Origin of the sequence: Stenotrophomonas sp. GD03958 (assembly GCF_029839005.1) — a bacterium.
GTDB lineage: Bacteria > Pseudomonadota > Gammaproteobacteria > Xanthomonadales > Xanthomonadaceae > Stenotrophomonas > Stenotrophomonas hibiscicola.
Window position 1 is genome coordinate 34,519 of the sequence record NZ_JAOBZT010000001.1, and the last position, 12,842, is coordinate 47,360.

General features: G+C 66.3%; 13 protein-coding genes and 1 tRNA gene. 10 read left to right on the plus strand and 4 right to left on the minus strand.

Going from position 1 to position 12,842, the window contains the following annotated elements:
- Positions 1-74 precede the first annotated feature (74 nt).
- From N5C25_RS00150 to N5C25_RS00175, 6 genes are all read left to right on the plus strand, one after another.
- Positions 75-1,439, plus strand: coding sequence for an aminodeoxychorismate synthase component I (locus N5C25_RS00150; protein ID WP_279936114.1), 1,365 nt, complete (start codon positions 75-77; stop codon positions 1,437-1,439).
- A 209-nt stretch (positions 1,440-1,648) separates the two neighbouring features.
- Complete coding sequence (gene mltG / locus N5C25_RS00155) at positions 1,649-2,710, plus strand: endolytic transglycosylase MltG (RefSeq protein WP_058979434.1); 1,062 nt, start codon at positions 1,649-1,651, stop codon at positions 2,708-2,710.
- Positions 2,707-3,372 (plus strand): dTMP kinase, encoded by a 666-nt coding sequence (tmk, locus tag N5C25_RS00160; RefSeq protein ID WP_058979432.1) that lies wholly within the window; start codon positions 2,707-2,709, stop codon positions 3,370-3,372. The genes mltG and tmk overlap by 4 nt, the downstream gene beginning before the upstream one ends.
- Positions 3,369-4,325, plus strand: a complete 957-nt coding sequence (locus N5C25_RS00165) for a DNA polymerase III subunit delta' (RefSeq protein ID WP_279936115.1) — start codon at positions 3,369-3,371, stop codon at positions 4,323-4,325. Before tmk ends, N5C25_RS00165 begins: the two co-directional genes overlap by 4 nt.
- A complete protein-coding gene (locus tag N5C25_RS00170) occupies positions 4,322-4,675 on the plus strand; it encodes a PilZ domain-containing protein (protein ID WP_065177971.1) in 354 nt (117 codons plus the stop codon). Before N5C25_RS00165 ends, N5C25_RS00170 begins: the two co-directional genes overlap by 4 nt.
- Before the next feature lie 175 nt (positions 4,676-4,850).
- A tRNA-Val gene (locus N5C25_RS00175) sits at positions 4,851-4,925 on the plus strand.
- Between the two features lie 159 nt (positions 4,926-5,084).
- On the opposite strand, the gene N5C25_RS00180 is transcribed toward N5C25_RS00175, so the two are convergent.
- The 4 genes from N5C25_RS00180 to N5C25_RS00195 all read right to left on the minus strand — a co-directional run bounded on the left by N5C25_RS00180 (position 5,085) and on the right by N5C25_RS00195 (position 7,522).
- Positions 5,085-5,342, minus strand: coding sequence for a hypothetical protein (locus tag N5C25_RS00180; protein ID WP_021202623.1), 258 nt, complete (start codon positions 5,340-5,342; stop codon positions 5,085-5,087).
- 2 nt (positions 5,343-5,344) lie between these two features.
- Positions 5,345-5,959 carry an RHS repeat-associated core domain-containing protein gene (locus N5C25_RS00185; RefSeq protein WP_279936116.1) on the minus strand — a complete coding sequence of 205 codons (615 nt, stop codon included), beginning with the start codon at positions 5,957-5,959 and terminating at the stop codon, positions 5,345-5,347.
- Positions 5,960-6,498: 539 nt separating this feature from the next.
- The gene (locus N5C25_RS00190; protein ID WP_279936117.1) at positions 6,499-7,062 is read right to left on the minus strand and encodes a hypothetical protein; all 564 of its coding nucleotides are present in this window, start codon (positions 7,060-7,062) and stop codon (positions 6,499-6,501) included.
- Positions 7,063-7,114: 52 nt separating this feature from the next.
- Positions 7,115-7,522, minus strand: a complete 408-nt coding sequence (locus tag N5C25_RS00195) for a hypothetical protein (protein ID WP_058979429.1) — start codon at positions 7,520-7,522, stop codon at positions 7,115-7,117.
- A 567-nt stretch (positions 7,523-8,089) separates the two neighbouring features.
- On the opposite strand from N5C25_RS00195, the gene N5C25_RS00200 reads away from it, so the two are divergent.
- From N5C25_RS00200 to N5C25_RS00215, 4 genes are all read left to right on the plus strand, one after another.
- Positions 8,090-8,470 carry a tautomerase family protein gene (locus N5C25_RS00200; RefSeq protein ID WP_058979427.1) on the plus strand — a complete coding sequence of 127 codons (381 nt, stop codon included), beginning with the start codon at positions 8,090-8,092 and terminating at the stop codon, positions 8,468-8,470.
- 191 nt (positions 8,471-8,661) lie between these two features.
- Positions 8,662-9,057 carry a DUF2946 family protein gene (locus N5C25_RS00205; protein WP_014646198.1) on the plus strand — a complete coding sequence of 132 codons (396 nt, stop codon included), beginning with the start codon at positions 8,662-8,664 and terminating at the stop codon, positions 9,055-9,057.
- A gap of 129 nt (positions 9,058-9,186) precedes the next feature.
- Positions 9,187-11,325, plus strand: coding sequence for a TonB-dependent receptor (locus tag N5C25_RS00210; protein WP_279936118.1), 2,139 nt, complete (start codon positions 9,187-9,189; stop codon positions 11,323-11,325).
- 11 nt (positions 11,326-11,336) lie between these two features.
- Positions 11,337-12,842, plus strand: a complete 1,506-nt coding sequence (locus N5C25_RS00215; protein ID WP_279936119.1) for a PepSY domain-containing protein — start codon at positions 11,337-11,339, stop codon at positions 12,840-12,842.

Genomic DNA, 12,842 nt, shown 5'->3' on the forward strand with positions numbered 1-12,842 from the left:
CCATGCTCGATGCCGCGTTCTACGGAGCCGCCGCAAGGCGGCTTCCGTGCATCTGAACCCCAGAACTGGCTGCCATGACCCACGCACCGCTGATCCACCCGCTGCCGCACCCGATCGACCTGCTGGCCCTGCAGCAGCATGACCCGGCGCGCTTTCCGCTGCTGATGGAATCCACTGCCTCGGGCACCGCGCAGGGCCGCTGGAGCCTGCTGCTGGCCGCGCAGGGCGATCGCCTGCGACTGGATGCGGATGGCCAGGTGCGCGACCAGCACGACGCGGTGCACGCCGGCAGCTTCCTGCAGGTGCTGGACCGTGCCTGGCAGCGCGAACGCCTGCCGCATGACGGCAGCCACAGCCTGCCGTTCCGCGGCGGCTGGGCGTTGATGCTCGATTACGAAGTGGCCAGCCAGATCGAACCGGTGCTGCCGGCGCGCGCGCGCGAGGACGGCCGCCCGACCGCGCTGGCGCTGCGCTGCCCGGCCGCGGTGCTGCACGACCACCAGAACGACGCCAGCTTCGTCATCGCCGAAGCCGGTGAGCAGACCCTGCTGGAGGCGCTGATGACCTTGGTGTCGCAGGCATTGCCGGAGCCCGGGCAGGGCTGGCAGCCGCCGCAGTCGGTCGGCGAGGATGCGCCACAGCGCTTCACCGATGGCGTGCGCCGGGTGATCGACTACCTGCGTGCCGGCGATGTGTTCCAGGTGAACCTGTCGCGGCGCTGGAGCGCGCAGTTCGCCGCGCCGGTCAGCCCGCAGGCGTTGTATGCGCAGCTGCGCCGTGCCAACCCGGCACCGTTCGCCGGGTTGTTCAGCGCGCACGGCCGCCACGTGGTCAGTTCCTCGCCGGAACGGCTGGTGTCGGTGCATGCCGGCCACGCGCAGACGCGTCCTATTGCCGGCACGCGTCCGCGCTTCGAGGGCGACGATGATGCCGCGCGCATCCAGGAGCTGGTCGGCCACCCGAAGGAGCGTGCCGAGCACGTGATGCTGATCGACCTGGAGCGCAACGACCTGGGCCGTATCTGCCTGCCCGGCACCGTGGTGGTCGATGAGCTGATGACCGTGGAGAGCTACGCGCATGTGCACCACATCGTCAGCAACGTCAGCGGCCACCTGCGCCCGGAGGTCACGCCCGGCGAGGTGATCGCCGCCACGTTCCCGGGCGGCACCATCACCGGCTGCCCCAAGGTGCGCTGCATGCAGATCATCAGCGAGCTGGAGCAGGTGCCGCGCGGTGCCTACACCGGCGCGTTCGGCTGGCTGAACCGCGATGGCGACCTGGACCTGAACATCCTGATCCGTACCGCCGAAGTGGATGGCCACGAGGTGAGCTTCCGCACCGGCGCCGGCATCGTGGTTGATTCGGACCCGGACAAGGAACTGGACGAGACCCGCGCCAAGGCCCGCGGCCTGCTGCGCGCGCTGGGCCAGCAGGGGTAGGCGTGTTCCGGTAGTGCCGGCCGCTGGCCGGCAACCTCATGCACCCACGATCCGCGCGCTTGCCGGCCAGCGGCCGGCACTACCGTACCGGTGGGTGCCAGTGTTCGGGTGGGTGCCGACCGTTGGTCGGCACGGGCGTGTGGCCCGGTCATGACCCCAATCCACCGGCACGGTATCCTGCACGACGGAATCGAGTTCAGAGGTAGTCCATGGCGGGAGCCAAGCGCGGGTGTCTTTTCGTGGTAACGCTGGTGGTGGTGCTGGGCGCCGTCGTGGCCGGCGCCGGCGCGTGGTTCTTCCACCAGCAGACCCGGTTCGCCGATGCCCCGATCACCCCGACCGCCGAGAGCGTGGTCATCGCCAGCGGCGATGGCATGAACAGCGTGCTGCGCAAGCTGCGCGAGGCCGGCGTGGACGAGGGCCAGGACACCCAGTGGCAGCTGCTGGCGCGCCAGCTCGATGCGGCCGGCAAGCTGAAGGTGGGCGAGTACGCGCTCAGTGGCGAGCTGACCCCGCGCGAACTGCTGCTGCGCATGCGCGCCGGCAAGGTGCTGCAGCACCGCGTCACCATCGTGGAGGGTTGGAACATCCGCCAGCTGCGTGCCGCACTCAAGCGTGCCGAGCCGCTGCTGCACACCACCGACACTCTTGATGACGCCGCGCTGATGCAGCGCCTGGGCTTCGGTGGCCAGCATCCGGAAGGCCGCTTCCTGCCGGAGACCTACGTCTACCAGCGCGGCGACAGTGATCTGGACGTGCTCAAGCGTGCCCACGCCGCAATGGAAAAGGCGCTGGACGAAGCCTGGGAAAGCCGCGCGCCGGACCTGCCGATCAACACGCCCTACGAACTGCTGACGCTGGCCTCGATCATCGAAAAGGAAACCGCGCTGGCCAGCGAGCGCCCGCAGATTGCCGGGGTGTTCATGCGCCGCCTGAAGATCGGCATGCGCCTGCAGACCGACCCGACCGTGATCTACGGCCTCGGTGCTGCGTATGACGGCAACATCCGCCGTCGCGACCTGACTACCGATACGCCGTACAACACCTATACCCGCGCTGGCCTGACCCCGACCCCGATCGCCATGCCCAGCCGCGACGCGCTGATGGCCGCCGCGCAGCCGGCCGCCGGTGATGCGCTGTACTTCGTCGCCGTGGGCGATGGCAGTGGCGCGCACGTGTTCTCGCCCAGCCTGGACCAGCACAACGCCGCCGTAGCCCGCTACCTGCAGCAGCTGCGCCAGCAACGTACCCAGGAGACCCCGGCGCAATGAGTCCCGCGCTGCTTCGCCACCCGCGTTTCGTCAGCCTGGAAGGCGGCGAGGGCGCGGGCAAGACCACCGCCATCAATGCCATCCGTGACTGCCTGCGCAGCCACGGCCACGAGGTGGTGCTGACCCGCGAGCCGGGCGGTACGCCACTGGCCGAGCGCATCCGCGGCCTGGTGCTGAAGCCTGATGCCGAGATCGCTGCCGAGCCGCTCAGCGCCGAAGCCGAACTGCTGCTGGTGTTCGCCGCGCGCGCGCAGCATGTGCGTCAGGTGATCCAGCCGGCATTACAGCGCGGTGCCTATGTGTTGAGTGATCGCTTCACCGATTCCAGCTACGCCTACCAGGGCGGCGGCCGTGGCCTCGATCCGCAGTGGATTGCCGACCTGGAGCGCCGCGCGGTCGGCCTGTTGCCGGGGCTGACCCTGTTGCTGGATGTGGACGTGGCCGTCGGCCGCGCGCGCGCCAACGGTCGCGACCTGTGGCCGGACCGCATCGAGAGCGAGCAGGACGATTTCTTCCAGCGCGTGCGCGAAGTGTTCCGCAGCCGCGCACAGCAGGACCCGCAGCGCTTTGCGTTGATCGACGCCGGCCAGGTGCAGGAACGCGTGGCCGCCGACGTGGTTGCGCGTGTCGAGCGCTGGCTGCAGGACGGGGAGGGCGCATGAATACCTTTTCACCGTGGCAGCAGCGCGCGTTCGACCAGACCGTGGCCGCGCTCGACGCCGGTCGCCTCGGTCATGGCCTGCTGATCTGCGGCCCGGCCGGGCTGGGCAAGCATGAGGTGGCGCTGGCGCTGGCCGACCACGTGCTGGCGCAGGGCGATGCAACGCACGCCACGCGCACGCGCCAGTTGATCGCCGCCGGCACCCATCCGGACCTGCAGCTGGTCAGCTTCATTCCGAACAAGAGCGGCGACAAGCTGCGTACCGAGATCGTCATCGAGCAGGTGCGCGAGATCACCGACAAGCTGGCGCTGACCCCGCAGTACGGCGTGGCGCAGGTCGTGATCGTCGATCCGGCCGATGCGATCAACCGTTCGGCCGCCAACGCGCTGCTGAAGACGCTGGAGGAGCCGCAGCCCGGCCGCTACCTGTGGCTGATCAGCAGCGATCCGGCACGCCTGCCGCAGACCATCCGCAGCCGTTGCCAGCGCCTGGAGTTCAAGCTGCCGCCGCAGCACGAAGCACTGGCCTGGCTGCAGCAGCAGGGCCATAGCGAGGCGTTGGCGCGCGAAGCGCTGGACGCCGCGCGCGGCCATCCCGGCCAGGCCGGCAACTGGCTGCGCGAAGACGGCCTGAGCCTGCGCCGCGAAGTCGGTCGAGATCTGGAACAGCTGGCCGCCGGCAAGACCGGCGCGGTGGAGCTGGCGCAGAAGTGGTGCGGTGACGACAACGCGGCGCTGCGCCTGCGCTTTGCCGCCGACCTGGCGCTGGCCCAGGCCAGCACCGATGCCTTGACCACGCCGGAGCGATTGCACAAGCTTGCAGCCTGGTTCGATGCGGCCAACCGCACCCGCGACCTGCTGCGCACCACGGTGCGTGCAGACCTTGCGGTGGTCGAGTTGCTGCTGGCCTGGAACAAGGTGAACGAGCGGCCTGCCGCAAGGGGAAATCGATGAGTGCCAGCAACGCCCGCCAGGGCATCCTGTCCCTGGCCGTGAAGGACAAAGCCGCGCTGTACAGCGCGTACATGCCGTTCGTGAAGAATGGCGGCATCTTCGTGCCCACGCCCAAGCGCTACTTCCTGAGCGACGAGGTGTTCCTGCTGCTGACCCTGCCCGATTCCAGCGAGCGCCTGCCGGTGGCGGGCAAGGTGATCTGGGTGACCCCGGCCGGCGCGCAGGGCAACCGCACCGCCGGCATCGGCGTGCAGCTGGCCGACGGTGCCGAAGGCGAGGGCGTGCGCCACAAGATCGAGACCCTGCTGGCCGGTCTGACCGGTTCGGACAAGCCGACCCATACGATGTGAGTCCGGTAGCGCCGGGCTGGGCTCGGCTGCATGCCCCGAAACGCCTGTGAACCCGCTGTTCTGTAGAGCCGAGCCATGCTCGGCTGCGCACCCCGAAAACACCCGTGAACACGAATGTGAAAAAGTGTTGACGGCCTCTGAAAAGCCCCTATAATGAGCGGCTCAGCAACACACCGGGCGGTTAGCTCAGCGGTAGAGCATTGCCTTCACACGGCAAGGGTCACAGGTTCGATCCCTGTACCGCCCACCATGTTGCAGAACGAAAGAAGCCTCCAGAAATGGGGGCTTTTTTGTTACCAGCGATCCAGCAGGATCAGCCGAATGCGCGCTCCGTCTCAGCCGTGTTCTTCCAGCGGCGCGCTTGATCTTCGCCGTGCGTCAATCAGGCCGTGCCCGCATCAACGTGCCTTCAGTCACCCGACGCATCGGGCCGATCAACGACGGGGCCGACGAAGTCAATGATTTCTTCGATCTCAATGCCTCGTTGATTAGGTTCATCGTCAGGCCCCAAGCCGCTCTCTGACAGTTCTTCCAGCAACGCATCAATCAGCGACTCGCGATCACGCTCAACGAGGTATCTGACGCCATTCTCGGGCAGGAGCAAATTGTGCTTCGCTGCGATTTCAACCAACAGCGAGCGCAGGCTGGGTGAGATATCCTTCTTCATCTTTACTTTACCTTCGGGTCTCTCAGTCCTTCGCTATTCTTCGGGAAGGCCGTTATGACCTTCCCTTCGCCGTTCAAAACTACTTTCGCATCCTTCCCTGTGTACGCCGTCTTGCCGCCGGCCTGCTCGGCAACCTTCGCGGGTTCTTTCACTGCCGATAGTATGGCCTTTGCAGAGACCCCCCTGCCTCCATCGCGGGAGATTGCCTGATTCAAGCCGTGCTTAGTGTAGCCGGTGATCTTTCCCGCTACTGCGCCAGAAGTGCCCGTGACACCGGCGGCTCCTGCGCCAATCTCTGCCGCAGTGGCTACCGCTCCTGGATTTGCCATTGCGGCCAGGCCACCCTCTGCGAGTACTGGAGCCGCCAGAATTGCGGTTAACGCGACACCAATTGCCGGTCCGAGGCTATCGCTTGGATTTTTCGGCGGAGGAGTAATCGGTTGCCCATTCGTGGCGTCGTTGACTACCTTGAAGGCTGCACCACTCTCCCGCCCATCAGGATCCGTGAACTTGTAAGGGTTTCCGTTGGCATATCGATACCGGTTGAACTGTTCAACTGGCTTCTGATAGGCCGTTACCGGGTCCACCGATAGGAAAATCCCCAACTGTGGATCCACCGCTGCTGCATGTAGCTCAGCCCGGTGACCGAGTCGCTCACATGTCCCGTGTATCCCGGTCCGTCTGTGGCCTGGCCACCTACCAAGGCCCTATAGGGCTCATAGTCGTAGCGCTTGATCACTTTCCCATTGGCATCTGTTTCGGCGACGACGGAGCCAAGGGCGTCAGTGTGGATGTAAGTGACTGTTTCCTGGCCTGCGGCGATGGCAGATGGTAATAGGCCAAGGCCGAATGGCAGCGCAAAGCACAACCAGGTGCCTATGGCAGCCAACTGGCGGAATTGAGATTCAAATCTCCTGAAGCGCGAAATTGCACCACCTGCAGCATCCCTGCACCTACGCATTCTTCGCATCCCCGGAAACGCCTTCGAGTAAGGCTTGACCGGATATTACGATCATGAAGCTTGTTGGTCGATGCGGGCCACGCAGGGGAGGGGGCGGAAAGTCCTGCTCTACAGCGGTCCCAGCCATTCTCTGAGCTCACTGCTGGCCTTCATTTACTCAGGGGTTTTCTTCTGTGAATGGGAACAGGCCTTGTCTCAGCCGTGTTCGTCCAATAGCTCGCGCGCGATCATCGCCGTGGCATCCAGCAGGTCATGGCCGCTACCCGCCTGCACCACCACTGCAAGCAGACCACGGCCCACCTCGGCATTGCCGCTGGTCAGCTCCATCTCGCCTTCAAAGCACAGATCGGCCAACCATTCATGAGCCTGTTGCAGCCCGCGCTTGCGGACGCGGCGGAACTCCGCGAGCAGCTTCGCCTGGCCGGCCTTCTGCTCACCGTCGGCCAGCAGGCCGATGGCACCGCCGTGCACCGCGCGCCAGAGGGCCGGCAGTGGGCGACCGTTCGCGTCCACCACGTCCGGCGAGAACTGCGCGCAGTACATTTCGTAGCGCTTGCCCGCTGTGCTGCGGGGCACGATGCCGGCTTCGGCGAGCAGACGTTCGGCTTCATCCAGTGTGCTGAATTTCAAGCGCAACAGTGCAGGGCGGCTCAGCTGTTGTGCCAGCGCCTGCTGGTTGGCGGCGAACCAGACGTTCCAGCCCACGCTTGCGCGGCCTTCCAGTGCGGCCTTGAAGTACTCCAGGTGTTCGGCGTCCATTGCGGTCTCCTGCGCTCCCTGCGCGATTGTAGCGGGAGCACGTCCGGGCCGGTCAGGCGTCGCCGCCGGAGAGGCAATGATGTGCTTCGCGCACCAGTTGTCGTGCGGCCACGATCAGTCCGTCGATATGGAAGGCGCCCAACTGTTCGTCCGGGCCGCCTTCGTTGCGCGCATGGTCGGCGGCCTGCAGCAGATCGAGTACTGCGCTGAGCCCAGACATCGAGCGGCGCAGGGAGGCGTGGTTGCTGGCACCGAGAGTGAGGCTGTTGCACGGCTGTCCGTCATCACCGTCGGCATGGTTGATCGCATTGAGACGGGCGAAGAACGTGGCCGACTGCGCCGGAAGGTTCTGTTCGTTCAGGGCGCACTCGATCTCGCGTGCGAGGTCCCCGGGCACGTCGGCTGCGACGTCGCCGATAAGCGCGCGCAGGCGGGGATGGATGGCGGTGCGGTTGGTCATGGCGAAACCCTCATTGGCGTAGGGCCACCTTCCGGAGTGAAGGTGGCGGACGGTGCGGGTTGGCGTACCAAGGCAAACAAGCTTCAAGGGAGAAGAACGCCTGGCGGATCTTGTGATCCCCACGCACCGGCCGCCATGGAGGGCAGTCGATGCATTCTCTCAGCTGCGATTTCTTTCGCAGCCCTTGAAGCCTGTTCGTTTATTCGAGACGCCAATCCCGGCCAAGGTGTCTTGCCCCGGCGCGGCGATCTTCAAGCCGGGCAATCACATCGGTCTGTAAGGAAAATTCTCAACTGTCCCTAGGCAGGCCAGACGTTTCCCGATGTGTGCCGTCCAGCACCCGCGAGTAGTGCGGCCCATCACTGATGGCGCACATCGCCGCCCCTGCCGACCGTGCACATGACGACTCCGGAGGGATGCCGCCATGGCAATCGCGTCACCCCGCGCGCCGGAGGCGGGGGCCATGCCACGCATGGAGCCAGAGGGTTCCATCCCTGTGCTGTCCCACCGCCCCGGGCAGGCGTAGTCTCAGCCTGTCGTCGTACCCATCCAGTCTGGAGTGCCACCATGCCGCTCGCCCGCATCGATCTTCGCAAAGGTAAATCCGCCGACTACCTGCAACGGGTCGGTGAAACCATCTACCAGGCCCTGCGCGCAGTGGGCGTGCCGGAGAACGACCGCTTCCAGATCTTCCAGGAACACGCGCCCGGCACGCTGATCTACGATCCCGGCTACCTGGGCGTGGATCGCACCGACGACTTCATCTGCATCCAGATCACCTGGAACGAAGGGCGCACGCTCGAGCAGAAAAACGCGTTGTACCTGGGCATTGCCGAGGGCCTGCATGCGGCGGTGGGCATCCGCCGCGAGGATGTGTTCATCAATCTGGTGGAAGTGAAGCGGGAAAATTGGTCGTTTGGTAATGGTGTGGCCCAGTACGTGAGTTGATGGGCAAAAAGCATCCACGCATGGCGTGGATCTACTGAATGGAGGGCGTGCGCGGGGGAGGACAGTCCTGCGTCACCGTGTCGCAGGGGCCAAACCCTGAACGGGGTCCAAGGTTGGCTATGGCCCCGTAGAATGGCGGCGTGCGCCATTCTGTTCTCCACCGCCGGTTCCAGGCCCTGGCATGGCTTGCCATGCTGCTGGTGCTGCTCGCCCCGCTGGTGAGCCGCTGGCTGGCGCATGGTCACGTGGCTGCCGCTGCGCCGGTGGCGGCCATGGACCACGCAATGCACGCAGAGCACGCGCTGCACGCGATGGAAGGGCACCACGACCATCACGCAATGGCCATGCCGCACGGCGGGGCCACGAAGAAGCCGCCCGCCGATCCACATGCCGATCATGAGATGGGTGTGGACTGCGATTACTGCCTGATCGCTGCACGGCTGATCACCCTGCTGGTGGCGGCCGTGCTGCTGTTGGCGCCGATGGCACCGGTGTGCCGCGCACTGCGCGGCGCGGTGCGGGCGTTGCCGCAACGGATCAGCGGCACATTGGGCGCGCGTGGGCCGCCGGCACTGATGGCCGCCTGAGCCGCACGCGCGCTGCATTGAACGTTCTTCCATGAGGTTGCCGGCCACGGCCGGTGCCCGCACGCGCGTGTCTGTCCCTTTCTGATTGCTGCCCTGCCATTGCGGGGTGGCCTTGCATGCCGTGAAAAAATGAAAACGAACCCCAACCCCGGGTGCCTGCGCCGGGCGACGCTGCCTGTCCTGTGCGCGCTGCTCCTGCATGCTGCGCCCCTGCTTGCCGCCGACGCGGCACCCCCGACCACGCTGGATACCGTGCGGGTGGTCGACACCCGCAGCGGCGAGCTGTCCTCCACTGCCAGCGCAGGCTCTGCATTGGGCCTGAGCGTGCTGCAGACACCGGCCAGCCTGACGGTGATTTCGCGCGAGCAGCTGGAGCAGCGCGGCGACAGCAACCTCAACGATGCGATCAGCCGGGCCGGTGCGATCAGTGCGATGCCGCATCCGGGCAATGGCCTGAGTGCGCTGTCCAGCCGCGGCTTCACCGACGGTGCCTCGGTGATGCGGCTGTACGATGGGCTGCGCCAGTACGGCGGCGTGGGCATCACCTTCCCGTTCGATACCTGGTCGATCGAGCGCATCGAAGTGCTGCGCGGCCCGGCCTCAGTGATCCATGGCGACGGTGCGATCGGCGGCGTGATCAACATCGTGCCGAAGAAGCCCTCGCGCGGTGCCATCGAAAACGAGATCAGCGTGACCGTGGGCAGCGAGGACACCGCGCGCCTGGGTTTCGGCAGTGGTGGCGCGCTGACGCCCGGGCTGGCCTACCGGCTGGATGTGAGCGGCAACTACAGCGGTGGCTGGGTTGATCGTGGACGCAACAGCGACGCGACGTTCTCCGGTGCGTTGCTGTGGCAGCCACGTGCGGACCTGCAGCTGACGCTCACCCATGCGCAGGGCTACCAGCAACCCATGCGCTACTTCGGCACGCCGCTGGTCGAGGGCCGCCAGCTGGAGGCGCTGCGCCACCGCAACTACAACGTGGACGACAGCGAGATCCGCTTCCGCGACCGCTGGACCCAGCTCGACGCGCTGTGGACACCGAACGCGAACGTTGAATGGCGCACGCGGGTTTATCAGATCGACAGCCAGCGCGATTGGCGCAATGCCGAGGCCTATGTCTACAACCGCGCTACCGGCCTGATTGATCGCTCGGGCAATACCGAGATCACCCACAACCAGGACCAGACCGGACTGACCTCGACGCTGCGCGTGCAGGGAACGGCGGGTGGCCTGCAGAACAACTTCGCGGTGGGCCTGGATGCCAACCGCGCGCACTTCAAGCACACCAACAACACCTATGCCGGCAGCTCGGGCCCGGTCGATCCGTTCGATCCGGTGCCGGGCCAGTTCGCCAGCGACGCGCCGAACCTGCCGCGCTACCGCAACCGTGCCGAGCAGTACGCGCTGTTCGTGGAAGACCGGCTGGCGCTGAGCGAGCGCTGGTCGGTGCTGGGTGGCCTGCGCCACGACCGCGCGCGCATTGATCGCACCGATCTGATCAGCGGCCAGAACGCGTTCTCGAAAACCTACAGCAGCACCGGCTGGCGTGCGGGTACGGTATTCGCGCTGCAGCCGACGCTGAGCCTCTATGCGCAGTACTCGCAGGCGGCGGACCCGGTCAGTGGCCTGCTGATGATCAGCCCGGCCAACGGTGCGTTCGATCTGGCCAAGGGCCGGCAGATCGAGGTGGGCCTGAAGCAGGCCTTCGACGGTGGCGAGTGGACGCTGGCGGCGTACCGCATCCGCAAGACCGGGCTGCTCAGCCGCGATCCGCTGGTGCCGGATCGCCGCGTGCAGGTGGGCGCGCAGACCTCGCGCGGTATCGAGGCGTCGCTGAACTGGAACTTCGCGCCACACTGGACGCTGGATGCCAATGCGACGGTGCTGAAGGCCGAGTTCGAGGACTTCCTGGAAACCACGGGTTCGCCGCCGATGCTGGTGTCGCGCGATGGCAACGTGCCGCCGAACGTGGCCGAGCGCCTGGCCAGTGTGTGGCTGAGCTGGCAGTTCGCGCCGGACTGGAGCGCGGCGGGTGGCGTTCGCTATGTCGGCAAGCGCTACGCCGATAATGCCAACACGCTGGAGTTGCCCGGTTACAGCACCACCGACCTCGCCCTGACCTGGCAGGCGGCACCGCACACGCGATTGTCCGCACGCCTGTTCAACGTGTTCGACAAGGCGTACTACGCCACCGCGTACTACACCAGCACGCAGTGGCTGCTGGGTGCGGACCGGCGCGTCGAATTCACCGTCGACCATCGCTTCTGAGGGCGCTGGCGATGACGCTGCGTTCCACCGCCAAGCGCTGGACCTACCTGGTGCATCGCTGGCTGGGCATCGGCGGATGCCTGCTGATGCTGCTGTGGTTCGTCAGCGGCATGGTGATGCTGTTCATTGGTTACCCGAAGCTGACACCCGGCGAGCGGCTGGCGGCGTTGCCGTTGCTGGGTGATGCCCGCGACCTGCAGGGGCTGTCGGTACTGCCTGCGGCTGTGCAGGCCGAGCCGGAGGCTGTGGCGTTGACCACACTGCGTGGCGAGCCAGCGTATGTGGTGCGCAGTGGCAGCAACGTGGGCGCCTGGTCTGCCGTGACCGGCCAGGCCCTGCTGCCGGTGTCGGCACAGCGCGCTGAAGCATCCGCTGCACAGTTCGCGGGCGGGCAGGCCTTCGTGGGTGCGATGCGCGTGGAGGAGGACCGTTGGACGCATTCGCGCGCGCTGGACGTGCATCGGCCGCTGTATCGGGTGGAGGTGGGCGGCGCGCAGCCGGGCGACCTGTATGTGTCCTCGCATACCGGTGAGGTGGTGCTGGACGCCCCGCATGTGCAGCAGCGCTGGAACTATGTGGGCGCCTGGCTGCACTGGCTGTACTTCCTGCGCATGCAGTCGGTCGACCCGGTATGGACGTGGGTGGTGATCGTGCTGTCCGCACTGTGCACGGTGGCGGCGATCAGCGGCATCGTGGTGGGCGTATGGCGCTGGCGTTTCCGTGGGCACTATCGTTCCGGTGCGAAGACGCCGTACGTCGAGCCGTGGATGCGCTGGCACCACCTGCTTGGCCTGATGGCGTCCGCCTTCGTGTTCACCTGGATCTTCAGCGGGCTGATGTCGATGAACCCATTGGGTGTCTTCAGCAGCACGGATGAAGCGATCGATGTTGAGCACTACCGTGGCGGCGCGGTGGCGGTGGATGGTGCGCTGGGTGATCCTGCGAAGCTCCTGGCGGTGGCCGAAGCTGCGCGCTTCCAGCCGGTGGAGATCCAGTGGCGACGGATCGGTGGTGAGCTGTTCGCGGTGTTGCTGGACGGGCAGGGTGATACGCGCATCGTGTCCGGCGGCAATGGGCACCTGCATGTCGCACGGTGGCTGCCGACCGCGTGGTTGCAGCAGAGGGCACGTGCGCTGTCCGCTACACCCATGCAGGGTTTCGTGGTGCAGCATGCAGCGGATGCGTACTTCTACCCGCGTGCGCCCGAGGCCATGAATGGTGCAGCGGTACGTCGCTTCCCGGTGGCAGTGGTGGATTTCGGTGATGCCGAGGCGACACGCGTCTATCTCGATCTGGCGACCGGCGATCCGCTGCTGACGATGGGGCATCGTGAGCGGGTGGGGCGCTGGCTGTTCTACTTCCTGCATAGCTGGGACCTGCCGGCGATGCTGCGCCAGGAAGGTGCCCGGTTGGCGGTGTTGCTGCTGCTGAGCGCTGCTGGCACCGCGCTGTGTGCCACGGCGACGGTGATCGGCTATCGGCGCTTGCGGATGAAGCTGCGGCGCAGGCGGCGCTGA